Source organism: Planctomicrobium limosum (assembly GCF_051465645.1).
Classification (GTDB): domain Bacteria; phylum Planctomycetota; class Planctomycetia; order Planctomycetales; family Planctomycetaceae; genus Planctomicrobium.
The window spans coordinates 5202164-5224446 of the sequence record NZ_CP195790.1 but is presented as its reverse complement, the minus strand read 5'-3'; the positions used below and the strand labels follow the sequence as shown (position 1 = coordinate 5224446).

15 protein-coding genes are annotated in these 22283 nt (G+C 52.6%); 2 read left to right on the top strand and 13 right to left on the bottom strand.

Annotated features, from left to right (window positions below; genetic code table 11):
- Positions 1-26: 26 nt before the first annotated feature.
- The 11 genes from SH527x_RS19755 to SH527x_RS19705 form a co-directional block, all read right to left on the bottom strand.
- Positions 27-473, bottom strand: a complete 447-nt coding sequence (locus SH527x_RS19755) for a DMT family transporter (protein WP_437192411.1) — start codon at positions 471-473, stop codon at positions 27-29.
- 115 nt (positions 474-588) lie between these two features.
- Positions 589-1758 (bottom strand): hypothetical protein, encoded by a 1170-nt coding sequence (locus tag SH527x_RS19750; RefSeq protein ID WP_437192410.1) that lies wholly within the window; start codon positions 1756-1758, stop codon positions 589-591.
- Complete coding sequence (locus SH527x_RS19745; protein ID WP_437192409.1) at positions 1755-3164, bottom strand: hypothetical protein; 1410 nt, start codon at positions 3162-3164, stop codon at positions 1755-1757. The genes SH527x_RS19750 and SH527x_RS19745 overlap by 4 nt, the downstream gene beginning before the upstream one ends.
- 134 nt (positions 3165-3298) lie before the next feature.
- Complete coding sequence (locus tag SH527x_RS19740) at positions 3299-4528, bottom strand: glycosyltransferase (RefSeq protein ID WP_437192408.1); 1230 nt, start codon at positions 4526-4528, stop codon at positions 3299-3301.
- A gap of 312 nt (positions 4529-4840) precedes the next feature.
- Positions 4841-5833 carry an NAD-dependent epimerase/dehydratase family protein gene (locus SH527x_RS19735; protein WP_437192407.1) on the bottom strand — a complete coding sequence of 331 codons (993 nt, stop codon included), beginning with the start codon at positions 5831-5833 and terminating at the stop codon, positions 4841-4843.
- 52 nt (positions 5834-5885) lie between these two features.
- On the bottom strand, positions 5886-7001 hold the full coding sequence (locus SH527x_RS19730) for a Gfo/Idh/MocA family protein (RefSeq protein WP_437192406.1): 1116 nt from the start codon (positions 6999-7001) through the stop codon (positions 5886-5888).
- Positions 7002-7071: 70 nt separating this feature from the next.
- Positions 7072-8223, bottom strand: a complete 1152-nt coding sequence (locus SH527x_RS19725) for a glycosyltransferase (RefSeq protein ID WP_437192405.1) — start codon at positions 8221-8223, stop codon at positions 7072-7074.
- 34 nt (positions 8224-8257) lie between these two features.
- Positions 8258-9403, bottom strand: a complete 1146-nt coding sequence (locus SH527x_RS19720; RefSeq protein ID WP_437192404.1) for a GNAT family N-acetyltransferase — start codon at positions 9401-9403, stop codon at positions 8258-8260.
- Positions 9400-10917 carry a lipopolysaccharide biosynthesis protein gene (locus SH527x_RS19715; RefSeq protein ID WP_437192403.1) on the bottom strand — a complete coding sequence of 506 codons (1518 nt, stop codon included), beginning with the start codon at positions 10915-10917 and terminating at the stop codon, positions 9400-9402. The genes SH527x_RS19720 and SH527x_RS19715 overlap by 4 nt, the downstream gene beginning before the upstream one ends.
- On the bottom strand, positions 10914-11834 hold the full coding sequence (locus SH527x_RS19710; RefSeq protein ID WP_437192402.1) for a glycosyltransferase family 2 protein: 921 nt from the start codon (positions 11832-11834) through the stop codon (positions 10914-10916). The genes SH527x_RS19715 and SH527x_RS19710 overlap by 4 nt, the downstream gene beginning before the upstream one ends.
- 140 nt (positions 11835-11974) lie before the next feature.
- Positions 11975-13354, bottom strand: coding sequence for an O-antigen ligase family protein (locus SH527x_RS19705; RefSeq protein WP_437192401.1), 1380 nt, complete (start codon positions 13352-13354; stop codon positions 11975-11977).
- A 473-nt stretch (positions 13355-13827) separates the two neighbouring features.
- On the opposite strand from SH527x_RS19705, the gene SH527x_RS19700 reads away from it, so the two are divergent.
- Together SH527x_RS19700 and SH527x_RS19695 are read left to right on the top strand one after the other, a co-directional pair.
- The gene (locus tag SH527x_RS19700) at positions 13828-14985 is read left to right on the top strand and encodes a sulfotransferase family protein (protein WP_437192400.1); all 1158 of its coding nucleotides are present in this window, start codon (positions 13828-13830) and stop codon (positions 14983-14985) included.
- Between the two features lie 241 nt (positions 14986-15226).
- Positions 15227-16201 (top strand): NAD-dependent epimerase/dehydratase family protein, encoded by a 975-nt coding sequence (locus tag SH527x_RS19695; protein WP_437192399.1) that lies wholly within the window; start codon positions 15227-15229, stop codon positions 16199-16201.
- 74 nt (positions 16202-16275) lie between these two features.
- Here the strand turns inward: SH527x_RS19695 and SH527x_RS19690 are convergent, their stop codons facing one another.
- Together SH527x_RS19690 and SH527x_RS19685 are read right to left on the bottom strand one after the other, a co-directional pair.
- Positions 16276-17499, bottom strand: a complete 1224-nt coding sequence (locus SH527x_RS19690) for an amidohydrolase family protein (RefSeq protein WP_437192398.1) — start codon at positions 17497-17499, stop codon at positions 16276-16278.
- Positions 17500-17507: 8 nt separating this feature from the next.
- Positions 17508-22178, bottom strand: a complete 4671-nt coding sequence (locus SH527x_RS19685; protein ID WP_437192397.1) for an outer membrane protein assembly factor BamB family protein — start codon at positions 22176-22178, stop codon at positions 17508-17510.
- Positions 22179-22283: the final 105 nt, after the last annotated feature.

Here is a 22283-nt window from a genome sequence, read left to right as displayed (position 1 = left end):
CTTGCATCAGCTTAAAAGCAATCGAGCTATCCGCGTTGAATCATCCAGGTTCCGAAGATCAGTAGCATTGCCCCGAAGATTCGCAATCCAGATATTGAGTGCTGTGGTAATCCGAACAGTCCCCAATGTTCGACCAGCAGCGCAACGATCAATTGGCCTACAACGCTCGCGGCCAGAACGTTCGCTGGTCCAATGATCGGGATGAGCATCAGCACCGCCGTCACATAGATGCAACCGATCAACCCGCCCGTGTAAAGATACCAGGCAACTGACCCGTCGGTGGGGATTCTGGGAAGAGATCCGTGCATCCCGAAATAGATCAGCACGAGAATGATTGTGCCGCTCAGAAACGAGATCAGCGCTGCCAGTAAGGGGTTCCCTAATACGATTCCGAGGCGGCCGTTGACAATCCCCTGTATTGGAATCAACCCCGCCACCAGAGCGGCAATGACCATCAGCAACCAAACGGGCATAGTAAACTCAACATCCAGTTTCATTCAGACCGGTTCGGTCTCTTGAGCGGCCGCATCCACCAGACGGAATCGTAATCCCGCTCGCCAGAAACCGCTACACCGCCCTGAAACTGGGTCAAGTCCTGGTGGCGATCTGAGAAAAGCTGAAGTCCGGCTTCTGCATTCCCGCTTCCGCCTGATGCACCAATTGTGCCATTTCCCAGGCACTCACATAGTGATAACGAAAGCCGGGATGCTGTTGATGGAACTGCTGAAGTTCCTCATGAAATTTCTGCATCGGCCGCCCGAGCATGGTGTCGATGTTCCCATTCTTGCACCCATGTGTGTGCAATTTGATGAATCGCCAGTTCGGTTGCCCGACAACATGAACTCCAGCTTGCATCCAGAGTTTCAGTCGTCGCAGATCTGCAGGACGGCCTTCATGCAGATCTGAGTTTTCTGTTCGCGGAATAATTCCACAACGTCGGCGATTCCAGTCAGGAACCAATGCTCCCTGAACCAACAACAGATGATCCGCCGGTGCAGACTTGCCAACTTGTGCAAGGGTTCCGGTATTGTGCGACTTGCGCTGACCGGGAATATCCTTGGCGTAATAGATGGAGTTGATGATCTTCGTCTGAGTCGCACTGGGTGCCGATGGCAATGTGAAATCGGCGTAGCACCCTGTCGCTTTCAGGACAGTCAATTCCTGATCGACACCGCAGAGGTGACCATCCGGGCGTGAATTGCAGAGTGCCCAGTTTCCGTGAATGAACCCGTAAACGATCTCTCCTGTTACCGGATCACGTCGTAGCAATCCGTGTCGAAAAAACAGGGTGTCACGAAACTCTTCCAACTTCTCCTGAAGCTGTTGAGCAGTGTCATTGTCGTGGTGCAGGTGGATATCGACGTCAACCAGATTGGAGTCGACCAATGGACGAATATCATCCATGTACTCAGGGCGATATTCATCCTGAGGGAAGAAGAACGTGTACTTCGGTGCGCGGCCGTTGACGTCCGTAAAATGACCAAACATTCGCGGATACTCATCTCGCCAGCGATGAACTCGCGAGATGGCCAACTCATCACTGGCACCATAGCAGCGTGGCTCCCAGTGATCGCAAATCGCAATAAAGACATCGACTTCATCATCCGGCTTCCACGTCAGGCGCGGAGTCGTCGGGAAGACATAACTTCCCACCCAACGATGCATCTGCCGTGATCGAATTGCGAGAAGATAAAACGCAACCGCCACAACAATCAGGATGACAACCGTTGCCAGTTCAATTTCTTGAAAGAGTGTCATGGATTGTTCCCTGACCTTTCTGTCAGCTCAGACAATCCACTGGTTCCAAGAACACCGGCGTCGTCCAGACCAATAAACTGATCCAGTGTCTCTGCCAATTGCTTCGCGCTCTCATTTCGCTCAAATTGAGAAATGTCCCAGACGGCGTCTGAAAACCGTTCGCCACAGCGATACAGTTCGAGCGACATCAACAAGCGATCCGCAATCCCGGAGACATCACCGGGACGGCAAAGAGTCGTCCCGGGTAAGTTCTGCACCAGATCCCAGACATCTCCTTGCGGGGCGACCACAAAGATCGGACGCCGGGCGGCCATGTATTCGAACGTCTTTGCATTAATGATTCGCTGAGCCTTCGGCAGGTCGCTATTCAACATCAGCAACGCATCTGCTGACCGCATCAAGCTGATTGCCTCATCATGCGAGACGAATGGCTTTTTGGTCACCGTCACAACGGTGCCATTGAGACGATCGAGAATCGCTTCCTGATCCGGGGTGCGGCGCCCTGCCAGAAAGAGTTCTAACGACGACGCCAGAATCGGGTGCGAGTCGCAAATTCTCAGTAAGGCTTCGACGACGGGTTCAATCGAATTCAGATTCCAAAGTGTTCCGATGAACGCGAGACGAAACTTGTTCGCTGTGCTGGCAAGGCGTCCTGACGCTCCTGGTACTTCCACAGGATAATCATCTGGATCAAACCCGTTATAGATGTATCCAACAGCCGCACCAGAACCGTTATCGCGAGCAAACTGTTCAATGGCGCCAGCGCTGGAAGGCGAGGTCGCTAACAAGTAATCCGCCTGATGAACAACCGACGCATGCTGACGAGCCTGAATCAGGTTGGCAAAACGCCCTTGATTCTTGTTCTCCCAATACGCATTGCTGATATCCCATTCGTCTCGATAATCAAGAATGAGCGGCAGCCCCGTTTTACGGCTCAACTTCGCTCCGAGCAGGAATGACGAGAACGGTGGTCCCGTCGCAATGATGACATCGTGTGGCACCTCGTTCAGCAGACGCAACCCGGCACGATACGCATGCGGATGCCACAACACCTGTGAGTCCGGCTGCAAAATCGTATTCGCAGTATCCCGTGCAATCTTCTTCGCAGTTCGAATCAGAAAATGGCTTTTGGCCTTGTGATTGCTCCCCCCGGAGACGGACGACTTCAAGGCATAGCTTGGTTCGTACGTTTTCGCGCGACGAATAATCGTTCCGGGTGGAATGTCTCGGATCAGACTTTCATCCTGTAACGGAACAGAGGCATTTGAGACGGTCAGGACTGAAGAATTCCAGCCATGTCGCGGAAGATACTTCACGAACTTGCTGACGCGCTGCACTCCCACCCCGCCGGTTGGAGGGAACAGGTACGACACAAACAGAACTCGTGGTAGTGGATTCGAAAACACGCTGATGATCTTTTCTGCCCTGCCCCGCCTGCGCAATACCGCATACGACACAGGAATCACATGACCAATGACAAATTCCTGACAAGCTCCCTGCTTTTCCAACTCTCCGGCAACGCTCCGTCTGCCGTTTGAACCTACCTCTGATCTCTCCCTGCATTGACCAACCTCGGCCCAACCGTATCGGCCAATGGCTGCTTTCGATCGGTCCTCAGCAGCGATCTGAACAAAGAGACTGTTTCCTGAGCACTGTCTTCCCAGGTCGATGGCTGATAGGCAGCGGCAGCGAGCTTTGCTTCTTCCGCCAACATCGATTGAACCGCGTCAGCAAAGGCACCTGGATTTCGAGGAGGCACAAAACAGGTTGCCTCTGGAAACGCGATCTCGCGAACACTCCCAATATCGGTCGAGACAAACGGTGTTCCACATGCCAGAGATTCTCGCAGGACATTCGGCAGTCCTTCTGAATCACTGGTTAATACAGTCAGATCTGCAGCCCGATACCAGTTTCCAATCTGATCATGCCCCACGGCACCATGAAACCGAATGACATCATCGAGCTGGCGACTTTGGGCGAGTTGCTGCAACGGAGCTTTTAGTGGGCCACTGCCCAAAAGATGTAACTGGAATCGCAGTCCCCGCTCTTTCAGCAGAGCCACTGCGTCAAACAACACAGGCAAAGCTTTGATTTCAACAACACGTCCCACCCACAGCAGGTGCGCGAGCTTGTCATCCAGATTCAATCGCTTTCTGGCATCTCTCCGAGTGAGTTGATGATCAAAGAGATGTTCATCGACTCCCTGATAAATGGTGTGTACTTTCGATTCCGGCACTCCCAGTTCGACTGTTTTCTTGCGCAGTCCATTGCTGACAGTGATCACCGCATCGCTGGCATTCAGCACTTCGCGAACGCGCACTCCTCGCCCAGGGAGATGCGGAAGAATCAAGACGTCTGATCCTCCAACAATGACAGCCGAAGGGACGTTAGCAATCGCTGCAGCTCGTCGAGCGACATCGCCATCCGGGTGAGCCCAATAGCTCAGCACAGCATCAGGCTGAAACGTTTTCAGAGTCTTCTGAACCACCTTCTTCACAGACCACCACATCTGGTCGCCATAAGCGCTTTGCCAGACCCGTGGGGTGTACCAGTAGGTGGGATACTGAACCGGGATCCCACGAGACACCATCTCTTCCGGGACCGCGAATGACTTCTTCCCTCTGCGGGAGTAAACCTCGGTAAAGAATCGAGGCGAAATGACAGAGACCTCGTGCTGACGGCTCAACGCCCGCACCAATGCTGAGTTATAAGTCCCTCTGGTTGGGGAAGCGGAGTCCGGAAATGTCGTGCTGATAAACAGGAGTCGCATCGCACCAACTTAAAATGACAGACCTCAACAAGCCACATCCGCCAAAACAATCGGCACCGACGGAGTAACCGCCACAACCAACACGTTTCAACGGCTCGGCCTTATGGAATCGCAATGGCCTTTCAGAAACATAGCACGCCAATTGCGCACCAATTATTTCTTTTTCGAAAGGAACCTGAGTGAAGAGCATTCCTAAGCTAATCAGCAACGATGATTTAAGAAAGGACGAATTCGTCACTTCCTATCAAACCGAATCGGTTAGTTCGATCAAAACGATGGAACGAATTTACCAGATGAAATCCAGAGCGGGATCTAAACGGACTTCGCCAGAGCATCAAGCGTTTTTGCAGTTGGTGTCCACTTGAGGCAGCGTTTCGCTTTCTCGTTCGAGTAGCGTACCGGCTTCCAGATGGCATCGCTCTTATAGCGAGTGATGACCGCAGGAAGTTGGCCTCCTGACCACTTCGAATACATCTCATAGAGCGAAGACATCGGACCGATCATCGGACGAGGCACCCAGACAGATCGCAATCGATGTCCATTCTTCTTCAACAGTCGGACAATCTGCTTTCCGGATGGTAAATCGTCATCCACGACATTGAAGATTTCACCTTCAATCTCAGGAGTTACCCCGGCGAGAGCAATGGCCTTGGCGCAGTTCTCAACATAGGTGTACGGAAGCCTGTGCCCTCCTCCCATCCGTAGCAGAACCGGCCCAAAAGAGAGGCCAACACGACTCGTCAACAGAGGCCGCCCCGGTCCATAGATCACCCCGGGACGAACAACTACGATCGGCAGTCCCCACTTCTCTCGGGCTTCCCAGGCAACTTCTTCCTGACGGATCTTGCTGAAGGTGTAAGGGTCTCGCAACTCAGGATGAGGGTCCACTGGAGTCGATTCATCCAATGTGCCCCAGCGACGAATCTGGTTCGTTCCATAGACTCCCAGGGAACTGACCAGCACAAACCGTTTCACCATGGCCATTGCCGACGCTTCCAGCAATGTTCTGGTCGGAATCACGGTGTTCGCAAACATCGTGGAAGGGCTTCCTGCTAACGCTGCAGCAAGGTGATAAACAACATCTGCACCCTGAAGTGCTTCGTCGAGTGAAGCCCGATCAGCAACATCTCCATAGACAAACTGGATGCGTGCAGACTGCTCGTCATTCAGAAGCGAATTCAATTCAGTCAGGTCAGTAGATCGACGCACAAGGCAGCGCACGTTCAGTCCACGCCCCACCAGATCAAGGATCAGGCGGCGTCCGAGAAATCCGGCTCCCCCAGTGACAAATGCAGTTTGAGACATCACTTTAACTTCAACAGGAATGACTTCGATCAATCAACTTACAATCAGGTGTTCAGCAGGAAAACTGATGGTCACGCTGAGAAGCAGCGTCATCATTCGTCAAGCGATCTGCGTTCTCGCAATGAGCAACAATCCTGTCCAACAACAGGGTGACCCGATACGCCTCTTCATGTGGGATCGGCATCTCGCCTTCTCCACGAATGGCAGCATAGAACCGTTCAAACAACGTCTTCATGCCGGCAAAGTAATGAATATCCGCACGAGCAAATCGGGTCACATTATTCGCGAGGTTCCAGACTGAACTGAGAAACTGTTGCCAGGGAGATTCGAGCTTCGCAAACGCTCCCGGCAATTTTGCGAGACGTAAGAACCGCACTGTTTGAGCATCGAAGTCGATATCGAGATACCCTTTCGTGCCGTAAATTCGGGTGATACGCACCGGTGGCATCAATGTCGAGAAGGTCAAACTCCCGGTCTGACGTTCTCCTTGAAATGACACACTGAGTTCCGTCGGCAAGGGAAAGGAACCGCGAGCACGCCATCCCCCAATGATCGCTGGCTGTTCGTCTTCGAGCAGATCGGTGATGCGATACAGAGGATGCGAGATCGTATTCTGAAACAGCCCGCCAGGCAGTTTCCGCACCCAATGATCAGGGTTTGCCGAAACGAGGGAACCATACTTGCCATCAATGGGATAACCGAGAATGGATTCCACATGCCGGACAGGTCCAATCAGTCCTCGCTCAATCCACTGTTTGGCTTTCAACCAGACTGGATCGAAAAGCTGATCATGCCCCACACATACGAATCGCTGATTCACATCCGCAGCAGCGAGCACCTGACTGGCTTCAATTGCGTTCAGTGTGAATGGCTTTTCGAGATAGACATGGACTCCGGCATTCACAAGCTGAATCGCCAGAGACGCATGCGTATGAGCCGGTGTCGTGACATGCACAACGTCCGGTTGCGTCTTATCCAGCATCCGCTCCATGCTGGTAAAATATTGAGGAATTCCAAACCGGCGTGCAGCCTGCCATGCGAGATCTTCCTGCACATCACAGACAGCCACGACTTCGGCACTTCGAATCTTCAGCAACTGCGCGAGGTGAGCGTCAGCAATCTGCCCACACCCCACCAGAGCAATACGAATTCGTGAAGGAACACTCATGGAATCAGCTCATTGTGAGCAAGAAGACGTTGCGAATTCTGGAAGTACCGGATGACTCATCGAACCTGCCTTAAAACTGATTGAGATAGCACTCTCGATAGAGGCTCTCATAGTTTTTCACCATTGTCCGAGCACTGAAATGCTGTTCCGCCCGTGCTCTGGCCGCATCGGCATATGTCGGCCATAAGGGATGTTCATCCAGCATCCGGCAAATCGCGTCGGCAAGTGCCTCTGGATTTTGCGAAGGAACAAGTTTTCCGGTTTCTCCTTCGACAACAATCTCCGGGTTCCCTCCAACCCTGGTGGTCACGATCGGCAAGCCAACAGCCATCGCTTCCAGCAACGTCAGAGAAATTCCTTCTGTCTTCGAAGACGACACAAAGAAGCCCGCCGTTTTCAACAACTCTGAGACATCTTTCCGTTCACCGAGAAACTCGATGTGCGAGCGAATCCCAAGTTCATCAGCCAGCTTTTCTAAAGGCTGACGCTCACTTCCGTCTCCGACAAGCAACAACTTGAATCGAGGTTCATATGCAATGACGTGTGGCAACGCACGAAATAGCGTTGCATAGTCTTTCTCAGGCGATAATCGGGCGACGGAAATCGCAATCGGTTCCAGACGCGGTCCATGGAATGCAAATCGATCCAGATCGATTCCGTTCCAGATGGTGATCATGTTCTTTGCATTGGGACGATCCTGTCCGCGACACAAATTCGTTGCGTCTTCAGAAACTCCCACGACTCGGGAAGCGAGACGATTGGCAATGCGAAACTGCCAGAGACTCTTCCACCCTGATCCGCATCCTCGGCCGTGCTGCGTGTTGATGACAGTTTGCACACCGGCCCAGCGAGCCGCAATCGCACCATAGAAATGAGGATAGGTATTGTGTGTATGAACAACGTCGATATTCCGTTCCCGGAAAATCGAACGCAGAGATTTCAGCGCTGCGATCTTTCCGGTCTTCGGCATGCCGAGTGTCTGTACCTCGAAACCGGCTGCACGCAGATCGTCTGCTGGTGGCCCCAGATCCGCCAGAGAAACAAAAGTCAGTTCGACATTCTTCGGGTTATGAAAACGGCCAAACTCGACTAATAACCGTTCCAGCCCACCAGTTTTCAATGTCATGCTGACATGACAGATTTTCAATGGGGCGGCCAATGCAGAAGTGTCTTGCTGCTCTGCTGATGATCCTGCTTCCGATTTCAGAATTTGCGCTACCACGTTGATTCCCTGACACCATCGAGAGTCTTCAACTCTACGACGAAGAATTTGATCGTCGAATTCGATGCTTGATTGCCCGCATGACGTCCAGGAATCGAAATTTCCAATTCGGTCTCGACCACGTCAGCCAGCACAGATCAGCAACCTGATTCGAAAGGTTGTCTTTGTGCCGTTTATCTCCGACGAGAAAATCATAAGCCGAATATCCGCGGCGCATCGCATCTCCCATACAAAGGTAATGCGAAATCAGGCCCGGGCTGGGCTTTTCTTCGAACGAAGCAAAACCAGAGAGATAATCGAGCAGACGATTACGATCATTCAGCAAGAAGAGGCAGCCAATTGTCTCATCCTGCTGGCGTACCCGAAATAAAACGGCCTTGTTTTCGAGAAACAATCGCAGACTTGCTTCTGCCTGAAATTTCAGAAACCGGGGGTTGGCGAATGCTCCCGGCTGCCCGATCGATTGCCAGCGAGCCTGATGCAACTGAATCAGTTCATGAAAGATATCTTCGGCCTGATCTGCGTTCTCCGCCCATTCGCAAGTCAGATCGCCGTATTGCTTCAGTCGCCTTCTGAGATTGGATCGTGTGCTCCGGCCCAACTGATCAATGACTTCGGTTCCCGCTTTTCGCGTCGCGTCGAAATCAAAGTAGCGGCTTTCACGATGTCGCACCTGAGCACCCGGCATGTGCTTCAGCCACGGTTCCAGATCCGTATCCGAGAATCCATCCAATCGCAACTGTTCCCAGCGATGGTCCGTGTTCAACAGCGAAACCAGACCGGCAATGAACTCATCGCGATACGCTGGCTCGACCAGAATTCGATTGTACTCGACGCAGACACTCCCGTTCGGTTCCCCGGCTGTTCCGATATGAACCGTATTCACATGGAATGGGCCTTCCTTCTGATGAATGCCCTCGGTCAAAAGGCACATTCCACGAACGGCGCCATTGGATTCGAAGACAACGACCTGATAAGGGATCACATCGCTATAGCTCTTCAGCCAGCTTTCAATCCATACCGAAGAATTCGCGACCGACGTTTCCCCAATGCGTTGCTCAAGTCTGCGCCAAAGTACAAGTGATTCATGTACCTGGACAAACGAGAGCGTTCGCCATTTCAGGGAATGCACAACCATATCCGGTCGAACAACCAGTTTCTTTGTTTGAGAGATCATCATACAGATCCGGCTACAGCCTCCATCTCGCCGAGATTCGTGCCTTGAGTCTGGCTTGTCTTACGTTCGAGCAGGGAAATCACCGCTCGCACGCTTAACAACACTGTGCCTCCGCCGATGGTCACGAGCAACAACGCTCCCCATCCAGACTCAGGTGTATATCTCACAGCAACATCACAAAATAAAATCAACGCCACCTGAGCAGGCAACTGTGGAGCAACCACGACTCTCCATAGCTCCTTCTTACACAATCCAAGAGTTCGAATTGCATAAGGAAGTAACACTGCAATCTCAACCAAGTACAACGGAACAATCGTACCCCACGCGACCCCAATTATCCCGAAATACTGAATAAGAATGAGTGATAGAACGAGATTAACAGCCGCTTCTAATAAATCGATCCACGCCTGTACTCGAACCTGCCCTGCACCGAGAAGCGCCTTTCGAACAATCACCATCGGAAGCGATATTAATTGTGACGCGACAAGCAGTACCATCACCGAATGACTATCGGCATACTGCTTCCCGATCCATGTCCGAATCAGCAAATCTCCAAAATAAAAGGTCCCGATTAAAAAGCCTCCGGACAGAAGGAAAGAGACCCCCATCCCTTGATGCACGAGCCGAGCCAACCCTGCACGATCTCCGCGTGCATAAAGTTCACCGGCACGGGGAAGCACGGCCTCTCCGATCTGAGCGATCGGAATCTGAACCATCTGCGCGATTCTCAAGCCAATCTGATACGGAACGACCGCCAAAGGCCCAAGAATCAAACCAATTATGACCGTATCCGTGAAGTAAATTAAATACTCAGCAAGCAACGCGATTGCATTAAATGCGCTAAATCCAGCACATTCATAAAACACGCTTCGACGTGCATGCCATGGAGCGATCGATAACTGCGGTAATTGGCGGTAAGCGAACAGTGCACTTGCGAGGTGTTCTACCACTGTCGTCACAAAGAAGATCATCCCTAATGTAATCAGTCCATAACGCTGATCAACACAAAGGAGTGTTAACGCGAGGCGAACAATCCCCATAACAACATCGATCGCACGCTTCACATCCAGACGCTGTGTCCCCACCAGGACACCGCCATAGACACTGGCAATCATCCCCATCCCAATCGTCGCTCCGACAATCAGAATCGAGATTTGAATCTCACCGACAGGTAACTCTCCCCATTTCCCAAGCGAAGGGGCGTACCAGGCGAATAGCAGAGTGAACAGAACAACGAGCGATGCCGTTCCGCAGTAGACAAGCTGAATCGTACTGACAACCGCGTTGAGCTTCTGCCAATCTTTCCGCGCAGAGAGATCCGCAACGTACCGACAGATCGTGGCGCCGAAGCCGGCATAAACCATTGACGAATAGCCGGCGATGGCGTTGATGAACACCCACGCCCCGTACTGAGCCTCTCCAACTGTCCCGAGGATATACGGCATCATGAAGAAGCCGATAATCACGGTAAACAGATGGGCTCCCCATCCGGCGATGACATTTCTTCTTACACTCATCGTGTCACCACAACAGGGATCGAGGTGACATTCGTAGACCGTCCAAGCGATCGAGAAAGTGTCCGGGGGAGATTCAAGACCGGGACCGGCAGATAGGTCGCCAGCCAATAGCCGAGATTCTTCGCGGTGGGGCGGTCTTTCAACAAAGCGCGAAAGTATTTCCTCGCGAGCGGAAGTTCACGTTCCCAGAACAAGGCTCCTGAGTATTCTTCAAGCAATGCGGCTCGTTTGTCCGTCACCATTTTCGCTGGAAGCTGAAAACGCTCGGCCAGCAGGTCCATATTCAGCAGTTCCGCCTTGATCACTTTGGGAGTCTGCTGTGACAAACTGTTTTCCGCTGGTGTGTAGACGGTCAGTTCTTCACGAACAGTAACGATGCGCTTCCCAGTCGAAGCCATTCGCAACCAAAGGTTGTAATCTTCCGCCCCGATCAAGGCGCGATCTTCACCAAATCCTCCGACTGACTCGAAGACGGATTTATTGAAAACGACTGTTGAAGTGCCGATGTGGTTATGTTCCCACAACACATCAAAGTTGAGTTCGCGTTCTGTCCTGAAACGGTCCTGCAGTGTGTAAGTGTGAATGATTGCGACGTCATCCAAAATACATGACGCTTGCTTCGCAATCTTCTCCGGGAGCCAGGCATCGTCGGAGTCCAGCAAGGCAATCCAGTCTCCAGTCGAGACACGGACGCCATGATTTCTGGCAGCAGCGGGCCCGGCATTCGCTTGTTTCAGGTATTGAACCCTGGTTCCAAACGCACGCACAACATCCCCTGTCCCGTCTCGCGAGCCATCATCGACCACGATGACTTCGTGAAGAGGATGCGTCTGAGCTAAGACACTCTCCAGCGTGCGCGCAATCGTCTTCTCTGCGTTATATGCAGGAATAACAACGCTGATTTTAGGAGCAGACATTCTCTCGTCCCCTGACTTTCACAACTTCACAGACCGTCTGACTCAACACGAATGGCACCAGCACAATCAGACTCAATTCAACTTGAACCAGCCCATTTCAAACGCATCCACACTGAATCACTGTTCGTTGACAACACCGTTTATCCCCAGCGGGCGAACAACCGCACGAACACGTATGTCACCATCAACAACCCCACACTCCCTGCAAGCCACGGCTTCATGACTCGCGGAGAGAGTCGCAATAACGGCTTCGGATTCGGGCGGTAAAAGCCAATCAGGTTGATATACGAGGCTGCCAAACCGGCCACCATGTAGGTCGGTGGAACGTAACAACGGGAAAGCGAATACATCCCCATGCACCACTCGGCGAGAATGGCTGCCAGGTAGGGAAGGAACCGTCGCAGTGCCGGGTCATGAATCTCGAACTTGTTGGTCCGGATCAGGTAGATCGTAAAGGCTGGCAGAAAAAAGCAGCCCATGAACAATGTTCCGCCAAAGAACCCGAGTTCAACGAACGAGTGAACAAAGGAATTGTGGGCGACGTGTTCTCCCAGTGTCGGGTAGACCCCTTCTCCAATCCCAAAGAAGAATTTGCTTCCCTGAATGGCAGACAGCCCTTCAGCCCAAAGCTGGATTCGCTGCTGTCCTGTTCCGGACGACACATCAATATTCGCCGCTCGACCAAGAACAACTGGAGCCGCAATCGCTCCGAGAACTCCTAGAACGATAGCGACTTTTTGACCGTACTTCGTCACAAGCCAGGCCATTCCCCCAACTCCGGCCGCGAGCAATCCCCCGCGAGAGTAGGTGTAAACCATTGCAATGGCGTTAATGCACAATGGAATGAGCCACAGGTAGCGGACTCCGACCAGTTTGGGATCAGTTAGAAAGTACACCGAGATAATGCTGGTCGCGACAATCAGGAGAGAGATGTCATTGGGATCATGGAAAACCCCTAAACCACACAGGCGAAAGAACCAAATCTCCTCGCCGTAGGCGTCCACCCCGTCACGGTCAGGAATATGGCGCAGAATTTTTCGTTCACTTGGATCAAGTCCACGTTCCTGATCCAGAACGACCAGAAATTCTGGATTCCCCTGCCACTCTTTGACGAACGCTCGATAGTCGACGACGCTGAATGCGACCATCACAGTGGCAAAAATTGCCGTCGACATCAAAAAATATCGAAATCGCTGGGGAGTCGTCATCACCGACACGAGGACCAGGTAATACAGGATCACCTTGGCCATGTTGGTCAGCACCACATCCAGTTCATGGAAATTTCCGGTGAACAGGCGTGAGGTTAAAATGGCGACCAACATGCCGACAGCACACAGGTTCACCGGTTGCTGCATCATGGTTCGCCAGCGCAGCTGGTTGTAGAGGTCCTGAATCCCGAAGACCATCGCACCAAGGATGCACGGCAGATACAGCTGCAAATCACCGAGCGCAGGCATGACCTCCTGCGGTCGCATGAACAGCATTGCGTTTGCGCACAGAAACAGAATGTAGGCGACCACTCCGCAGCCCCGATGGATAACAGACGTCCAGTAGGGGACAAAGACTCAGTCAGGCGCGAAGTTCCCCAATTTCCCTGCGCTACTCAACTATGGAGTCGACAAGAATTGGGGGCCTGAAGAATTCGGAGATTTGATGCAGAAAAGCACCTTGTAAAAATTCACGATCTCTGCCAAATCTGCGTATACGGCATTTTTGTTAAAATCAACAAATTACACCGATTCAGAAATCGGAGTTGCCATAAACACGATGGTTTGCGTAAATACGGACTAGGTCAGGTGAATTTCGACAGAAGGGGGTGATTTGCTTCTCTGGGGAGAGAAACAGATCACCGCGATCCGATGCGTTCTTGTCAGATCGGAACGGACACCTGTTGAACACAAGGGATTAAGCTGAAGTGAGTACACGGTTTACGAATCGTCACTAGTAACGATTCAGCCTGTACGTGCCTTGTGAAGCAAACAGATTGCATGGAATGAACTCGAAATCCGGAAGCGAAGCAACTCCTAAACGATCGTCTCAAGGGCAATTGATCCTGTATCACGGGATGAAATTGTCCACGATGGTGAAGCTGTTTGCATTGAAACCCAGTTTGCGTCCCTCCCGAATCATTCGCCTCGGGCTGATGCCATTCTGGGGCGTTTACAATTCCTTCTGGGCAGGAATCGAGAATTTTTTCTACGCGAAAAAAATTCGTGAAACAGAACTGGCCGGACCTCCAATCTTCATCCTCGGATATTGGCGTAGTGGCACCACGTTGCTGCATACCCTGATGACTCAGGATTCGCGTTTCAATTTTCCGAATCTCTACCAGACCGTCTTCCCGTGGCACTTCCTCTGCACAGAGAAAGTTTTCACGTCAATGACAGGGTGGATGGTTCCCAAGTCGCGCCCGATGGACAACATGGAAGTCCACTGGAACGTCCCGCAGGAAGATGAATTCGCAATTTGCACAATGTGTTTGATTTCCCCATACACATTGCCATTGCGGCCATTTGATCAGGAAGAATGGACACGATCTTTTCACATTGATGACCTCTCGCCAGAGGATCGGAAAACGTGGGAAGACAGCATTCTCCACTTCATGAAGAAGCTGACCCTGCGGTCTCCAAAGCCTCTGGTCATGAAGTCCCCTTCTCACACTTACCGTGTGAAGGCACTGCTGAAGCTCTTCCCAGACGCGAAGTTCATTCACATTGCCCGTCACCCGTTCGACGTGTTCAATTCGACGTTGCACCTGCGTTCAACCATGATTGAAGAGAATACACTTGGAAGTTCGTTTCACCCGAACGCCGAGGAAAGTGTCCTCGAAACCTTCATGGGAGCGTACCGGACTTACGAAGCAGAGCGCGACCTGATTCCGCCAGAGAATCTGACAGAAGTGAAGTACGAGAATCTGTCTCAGAATCCGATGGCTGAAATCGAACGGATCTACAAAGAGCTTCAGCTCGGTGACTTCGAGTTTGTCCGCAAGACTCTCGAAAAGAAACTTGTGAACCACAAGGATTACAAGAAGAACCGATTCGGCCGTGATCCTCACTGGCAGCAACGTGTTTACGAATACTGCAAAGAGTTCTATGACCGCTTTGGTTATGTGAGCCCTGATCAGGAAAAGGAAACCGCCGCAGCATAAGTCAGGCCGCGTGCAGGTGATCATCACTCCGAAAGCCGAATTCTGTGAACCAGGATTCGGCTTTTCGCGTTTTTGAAAGTTGATAGACGGATGGAAGACAACCTGTCACCATGCAGTCAGTCGAGTGAGGAAATCCCTGAGTGAGACTCACTCGAAGCAGGATCGATGCGTCATTTCATGTTCCTCCGCAGAGCGGTGTTGCTCTTGAGGAAGAGTTTTGTTTCGCGGCAGAGTAATCACCATGTCCTTGTGCCTTGTCACCGGTGGTGCCGGATTCATTGGTAGTCACCTGTCTGAACAGCTCCTCCAGCTCGGGCACCGAGTGAAAGTGCTGGACGATTTCTCGACCGGGCGAGCCGACAACCTCGCAGCGATCAAAGACCATCCAAATCTGACGTTGATCAATGGATCGATCACCGACCAGCGATTGGTGATGGACTCCGTACAAGGGGTCGACACAATTTATCACCTTGCCGCAGCCGTCGGGGTGAAGCTGGTCGCCGAAGATCCGGTCCGCACGATTGAAACAAACATTTACCCGACCGAGTTTCTGCTGAAGCTCGCGGTTCAAACCGGCTGCCGTTTCTTCCTCGCCTCCACGAGTGAAGTCTATGGCAAGAATCCCAAAGAACGCTGGAACGAAAACGACGACCTGCACTTTGGCCCGACGTCACGTCCTCGCTGGGCTTATGGGTGTTCCAAAGCAATCGATGAATTCCTGTCTCTCGCCTATTTCAACAAGTACCAGCTTCCAGTCACCATCGGGCGTTTCTTTAACGTTGTCGGCCCACGACAAGTTGGCAATTATGGAATGGTGATCCCCAGATTCGTCACTCAGGCTCTCGCTGGCGGCCCGGTTGTCGTCTATGACGATGGGCAACAAGTCCGCTGCTTCGCACATGTGAAAGAAGTCGTCGACTGCGTCATTGGCCTGACGGAATCAGATAAGGCTGTCGGAAAGATCTTCAACATCGGCAGCGATCAGGACGTATCGATCGAACAGTTGGCGAAAGAAGTGATCCAACGAGTCGACCCGAAAATCCCGATTCAGTACCTTGGCTACCAGCAAGCGTATGGCGAAGACTTCGAGGACGTTCGCCGACGAGTCCCGGATGTCTCGCGACTCTATGAGACACTCGGGCGTAAACCGTCATTGAAACTGGCTGACATTCTGGATGACATCATTGCCTGGAAACGCTCACAGCAACCCAGCTAACAAGCTCCAGACGATCCCTTAAACGCTCTCACTCGGCCTGTATGCAACACCGCGTAAAAACAGTGGACTCTGGTCTAACACCATTGCCCATTCAGCATCACTCGCTGAACGGAGCCAGTGAACAAACAACGCTGCGGATCGTTCACTCCAGATTCCGGGAGTGAAATGAGAACAAGATTCGCGAGCAAACCAGGTTCAATTCGTCCCTGATCTTCCCATCCCAAGGCGTCAGCAGCATCAGCGGTCGCCATTCGGAGGAGTTCAGAAGCATCGATCTCCGGGAACCGACCTGCGAGAAATAACAGCTCATTCCACAGACTTAAGTCGGGATTTGAAGCCCTGCTGTCTGTTCCTAGCGTCACACGAATTCCGAGACGCTTCATCTCTTGCCAGGGATGTTCACCTGTCTGCATCGCCGCATGAGTTCGTGGGCAATATGCCACGGACATTTGTGAATGACGCGCCATGAACTCCATCTCATCCGAGGTCAGCAGATTACCGTGAGCCACGATAACGCGAGGCAATTCTGCCAGACATTCGAGGTAATTCAACGGTCGAGTCTGTCGAGGAATCACACCGTCGCGCCAGATTCCCATGCTGGAAAACAGGTCGGCCAGCGGCCCTGTGCCGTTCTCCAACAGTTCAATCTCCGCAGGGGATTCAGCGAGATGCATCGCCACAGGGACACTTGCGTCCGCTGCAAGTTCACACAGCCCCTCAAACAGTTTTGGATGCAGCGAATACGGAGCATGAGGACTCAACCCGACTTGAAGACGCTGCCCTCCCGGAGTTCGCCTTGAATGAGAAGAGGCTTGTTCAAGAAACAGACGCGCCGCATCAAGCTGGGGATCAATCGCCTCTTGTCGCAGTCCCAGAAACTCACGCAATACGAGCAGCGACTGTGATGATGGCGACAAATCAGGATCAAAGATCCAGTCTGATGTCGCAATCTCGGCAAGCCCTGAAGTCCCGGTCGAACTGGTCTCCTGCAGGCCTTGTTGAACGGATGCGAGCGGCCCGACATTGCGCTGTCGTTGCTCTGCGATCACAGTGCGAATCCAGTTTGCAAACTCACGACGTGGTTCGAGCGGGATAGAAAGTTTGCTGAATTCGAGATGGGTGTGCGTATTGATCAAGCCAGGGATGACGGCAATGTTCCCGAGTTGAATCACCTCCGCCTGTGCGTCATCGCTCGGACCAGATCCGATCCGGTCCCCATCAATCACAATTTCCGCGTGTTCCACCGGAGGATTTGTTCCGTCGAACAACCATCTGGCTTTCAAAATCGTTCTGCTCATCAGCAACTTTAATCCGCAGCAGGCGCGGCTCCCACGACGTCAGCATCAGGAATCAGACGCAGTTGTTCGTTGTACGTTCGCAACTCGATCCGTTGGTGCTCCAGGTTCACATAAACGTACGAGAACCCACCGGATTCACTGGGAATCCCCTGATCGATCACGATTTTCCCTGTTGCTTTATCGACCGCAACAACCTTCAATCGATGGAAATAATGCTCACCGGAATGCTCAGAGACATCGGCCACCAGCAACACGACAGGACTATCTGAAAAATCCTGAGTCAACAACTTCAATGGCCAACTTCGAGGCGGTCTGTTCTTGTTGCTTAACGAAGTCAACGGCTGAACCTGAGTTTGAGGATTCAACGTCCACTTCAATTCCCCGGCACGATCAAAACAGAGAACAGCACCCGTGGCAGGGACTCCCTGAATCCCCAGGTAGCCCGCCGACGATTCACGGTTCTCTATCACGATATAGAACCTGTCACGTTCGGAAATGACATGGACAGGCGACTGACTTCCGTTGCGATAGTCCTTGAGATTTGCGAGCAGCCGCTCACTTCCATCTCGCAAATCGATCATCATGAGATCGTCATCTTCGGACCGCCATAACAGCAGTTCAGCACTTGGAGACGAAATCCAGGATCGAACCGTAAGTTCGCGAGACCAGACTTCGCCACCTGACTTAGACACCCGTTGCAGAGTCGCCGTCGAGCCACCAGGGACTGGACGCTGAATCACAATCAGGTCGCCATCCAGAATTGAAATCGTTCTGGACAACAGTGGAGTCAACTCCTTCGACGGAAGAATCGCTCCGTCAACTTCGCGACGCAATTCCCGACGTTCCGTCCCGGAGACCAGAAATTCGCCTGCCCCAAACGCGTGAGCGAACGCACGTTCCGGAGCGTTCGTGTCTCGCCAAAGTTCCTCGCCGGTCAATGGATCAAGTGCCACCCAGTCACGGCACAGCAACAACAATGTTCGCTGAGTTCCCGTCACAAGAAAGCCTGCCTGATCACGATTGGCATAATACTGGCGCGTCGCCAGAAACTGTGTCGCAGGCAACATGGCATCGCTGTGCTGGGACGGAATGACCGCCAGCCGTGCCATGACAGAGGGACGCAACTCGGGACTCCAACTCCAGGCAATTCGCTGTGTTGTCCAGTCGAGAGATTGAATCACTCCCTGATGAACCATCAACGCTGATGCCCCCTGCAGACGCACAACGGCGCCAGACTGATGATTCAGCTCCGAATCCCCTCGAAACGGGTACGACCCGAGGAATTCGCCCGTGATCCGATTCTCAATTCGAAACCGATCATGCTTCTGGTCGGCAAGGAATCGCAGTGACTGCAACTGTGTCTGCCCTTTCCCCAACTCCTTGATACTGATCAGAGATGATTCGTCGCCTGCCAGCCCTTCACGTTCAATACGCCATGCTCCCTTCCAGAAGGAAGCAACGGACTTGCTTTTCAGATGCTCTTGAGCCTGAGCCACTCCAGCCGTGGCCAATGCCAACGACGACTGACGGTCCGGGAGAACAGCATCCGGAAGCTTCTCCAACCGTTCCCAGACGGCCAGTGCATCCTGATACCAACCAAGGTCAACAAGTTGAGTCGCCTGCAATCGCAATGCCTGTGGCAGGAAATCGGCATGGCCACTGTCAATGACCCGTTGTGATCGAATGAGTACCGAAGATGGGCGATTCGCCAGATGATCCGCCTGCGCAATATTCAATTCCAACTGCAATCCCAGCGGATGGAACATGAACGCACGCGCCCACCGATCCAGAACCAGTTCTCGATCAACCGGAAGGCGTGCAATTCGGGCAGCCACTTCAGCATCAAACGCCTCTTTCGACGCAGCGTCAGAGAGCTGTTGATACAGATTCTGAAAGCGTGGTCCTACCCAGCCATCAATGCGAACAGTTCGAGTCTCTTCCCGAATCACATCACTGGGGCCAGCCTGTTCAAGTACGTCCAGCAGAATCTTCAAACTGTGTTCGAGATCTCCATTCGCAGCAAGATGGTCCGCCAGCAGTCGTTGATAACGAGGAATCTGGTTGAGACTCGTCGCAACTTTATGAAGCTGCAACAGCGTGGCATCGTGGTGATCCCCTTCGCTTTTCAACTTGGCAGATAATCCCTGAAACTGCAGTTCTTCAATCTCATTTGAGAACTCCTCAGGCAAAGGCATCGGCGATTGTGATGTCGCCTCAAGCATATTCAGTGCGGTCTCCCAGTTTCCTGCGGACAACTGCTGTCTCGCCGACAAGATCGCTTGCTGAACTAATGCCAGTGGTCCTGAATCAGGAGTTCCCTGCGGGGCGTTCGCAGGAAAGGCAGCAATCTCGTCGTATGACAGACACAGCAATACATCATGATCTAACGTCAGATTTCCCAAGGCGCTCTTTGAGTCGACAAGCGTTGTTGTCATCTCGATCGATGCCGTTTCAAGATCGATCTGCAACAAATTCCGCGTTTCGACAGGGAGAAAGAGCTTCTGGTTGACGATGAGTCCTCGCCCGGTCGGCGCGTGCAGAAGCGGCAATGTCCAGGCGACTTTCCCGCCTCCTGAAACCTTCAATGCAGAGACAGCTTCGGTCCCCACGAGAATCGCAAAATCATTCCACACCCCGGCCAGATAGAGTGTCGTACCGCTCGGGCGTTCCTGCTTAGAGTGACTCCAGAGTGTCTTGCCGGTCTGAAGATCCAGGCAATAAATCATCGGATGGGTGATCCCGAATTCGTCTGGAAACTCTGGCGGTGTGAACAAAACGTGTCCTGAAGTCACAACCGGAATTGCATTCTGCCAGCGACGGTTAATCTGCTGGACTGACTGAGCAGGAGAATTGCCGCGATACCCGCGACGCTGATCAATTCGCGGAGAATATCGAGCCGCCCAACGCAACCGACGAGTCGCCTGATCCACCGCCAGAAACCATCCGCAATTGGTCGGACAGAGAATCAATCCTTCTGCGATCACCGGGCGACATGGCCAGTGTCGGCGAACCGCATCGACTCCAATCTGACGTCCGGGATTTGCCAATGGTTGAGACCATTCAACTTCACCGGTTCTGGCATTCAGGCAAAACAGCTGGACTTCCCCATTCTGTTCACCAATTGAGTACAGCATCCCTCCAGATGGAGTCGGTGGACCGAAGAAGAACGTCCCGGAAAGCGGCCGTGAAAACGGTTCTTCAATTCGGGTGCCGCCAATCCGCCAGAGTGTTTGACCGGTCTGAAGATCGTAAGCCGCAAGTTCGTTTGTTGACCAGATATTCTCTGGCGTTTCACCCGACTGTGATTCATCCCAGGCATAGACTGGAGCCGTCATTAACGCCTCTCCAGTCGACTCAACCGAGAAAACTCGCATCCCGTCACTGGTCAGACCACCATAGACCTCGTCCCGATAAATCAAGCTCGCAATCGGATGGTTTTCGAACAGGGCTTCCCGGTAAGCGAACCCATCTGCGAAGCCGAGATTCAAAACGTGCTGAGGATCGTCCAGATCGATATCCTCATCAGATGCTTCCCTTCGAGTCAGCATCACTTCAGGACTGTCCGGAGTGCGATGCTCCCATAACAGGTGCCCTGTTTTGCTGTCGCGAGCCTGCAAACTGCGCAGCGTGCGATAGACAACAATTCCATTCACAGTGAGTGGCTGAATCGTCGGCAATAACGCCCTGCCCTGTGCTCGCATATCTTCTGCGAGTTCTTCAATGCAGGCCTTCACATTGTATCGTTCAATTAAAGGCTGAGACCAAACTCGGGCGAACACCGGATTCGGAGCGGCCGCACTCACCTGAGGATCAGCGATGGAGAAGAAAGCACCGGCATTCAGACTCGAAGTTCCTGCCGGGATGTTGCCGGTTGCCCCCAGTCGGGCAATCTGGTCCAGCAATTCTTTGTTCTGCAGTTTCTCTGCAACCTGTAATGCCGTGCCGGTTCGTCCACACCGAGCCAGCGCCAGCGCGTATTGTGTCTCCAACTCCGGAGTCACTTCTGCAGGAGCCAACGCAATGAGCCGTTCCCATGCGGAAGCCGCCTGCCCGTACATTCCCTGATCTCGCCAGAGTTGTGCGAGAGTCCGAAGTGCGGTGCGTCCTGCTGGCGTGTGGCCATAGCGCATCGCCACTTCCTGAAGTTCGTCCTGATCGAGATTCGTCATTGCCTGCTGCAACTGACGGTCAGCAACAGCGGAGAATTTGCTCAAATAGTTTCGGCGTCCCTCTTCCGGAAGTGATGTCACCAGTTGATCCACTTCCTTCAGAAGCGAGCGGTACACCCGATTGGGACCAATTTCGAACGCGTCGGCTGGCTGGCTGAGAAGGAACTGAAACTGGTCAGTCACATCGTGCCAACGTCCTTCCTCGATCAACTCTTTCACAGTCTTGAGTTGCCTGGCCTGCTCTGGACGTTGAATCAATCGCAGATCCAACGGGTCACGGCCTGACTTTTGGCGAGAAAGCTCATCACCAACATCGCGAATTCCACGATCAAGGTTCTTGAAGAGCGACTCAAGCGGATTCGACGGCTCATCGTCAGCGCAGACGATCTCTGGTTGCAGCAATCCGAAAACAGCGAGCGCCACTCCCAACAGGAATCCGAGCGGACGGTGACATGAACAGTTCAATCGTCCCGGTGGACTTGTAAGAGTCTTGTTCTTGATGCTGCTCATTCGTCGCGATCCCATCCGTTGAGAACATGATCGGCACATGTCCAAGCAAGTCATGTTGAGCTCAGAAGTCCTCTGATCAAAGAGGAACTTTCACTCTCCAGATAC

What these genes read in the sequence shown, in the direction of transcription:
- SH527x_RS19685 (WP_437192397.1), bottom strand. Translation starts at nt 22,178, where the DNA reads ATGAGCAGCATCAAGAACAAGACTCTTACAAGTCCACCGGGACGATTG.
- SH527x_RS19695 (WP_437192399.1), top strand. Translation starts at nt 15,227, where the DNA reads ATGTCCTTGTGCCTTGTCACCGGTGGTGCCGGATTCATTGGTAGTCAC.
- SH527x_RS19755 (WP_437192411.1), bottom strand. Translation starts at nt 473, where the DNA reads ATGCCCGTTTGGTTGCTGATGGTCATTGCCGCTCTGGTGGCGGGGTTG.
- SH527x_RS19750 (WP_437192410.1), bottom strand. Translation starts at nt 1,758, where the DNA reads ATGACACTCTTTCAAGAAATTGAACTGGCAACGGTTGTCATCCTGATT.
- SH527x_RS19740 (WP_437192408.1), bottom strand. Translation starts at nt 4,528, where the DNA reads ATGCGACTCCTGTTTATCAGCACGACATTTCCGGACTCCGCTTCCCCA.
- SH527x_RS19690 (WP_437192398.1), bottom strand. Translation starts at nt 17,499, where the DNA reads ATGAGCAGAACGATTTTGAAAGCCAGATGGTTGTTCGACGGAACAAAT.
- SH527x_RS19715 (WP_437192403.1), bottom strand. Translation starts at nt 10,917, where the DNA reads ATGAGTGTAAGAAGAAATGTCATCGCCGGATGGGGAGCCCATCTGTTT.
- SH527x_RS19710 (WP_437192402.1), bottom strand. Translation starts at nt 11,834, where the DNA reads ATGTCTGCTCCTAAAATCAGCGTTGTTATTCCTGCATATAACGCAGAG.
- SH527x_RS19700 (WP_437192400.1), top strand. Translation starts at nt 13,828, where the DNA reads ATGAACTCGAAATCCGGAAGCGAAGCAACTCCTAAACGATCGTCTCAA.
- SH527x_RS19730 (WP_437192406.1), bottom strand. Translation starts at nt 7,001, where the DNA reads ATGAGTGTTCCTTCACGAATTCGTATTGCTCTGGTGGGGTGTGGGCAG.
- SH527x_RS19735 (WP_437192407.1), bottom strand. Translation starts at nt 5,833, where the DNA reads ATGTCTCAAACTGCATTTGTCACTGGGGGAGCCGGATTTCTCGGACGC.
- SH527x_RS19720 (WP_437192404.1), bottom strand. Translation starts at nt 9,403, where the DNA reads ATGATGATCTCTCAAACAAAGAAACTGGTTGTTCGACCGGATATGGTT.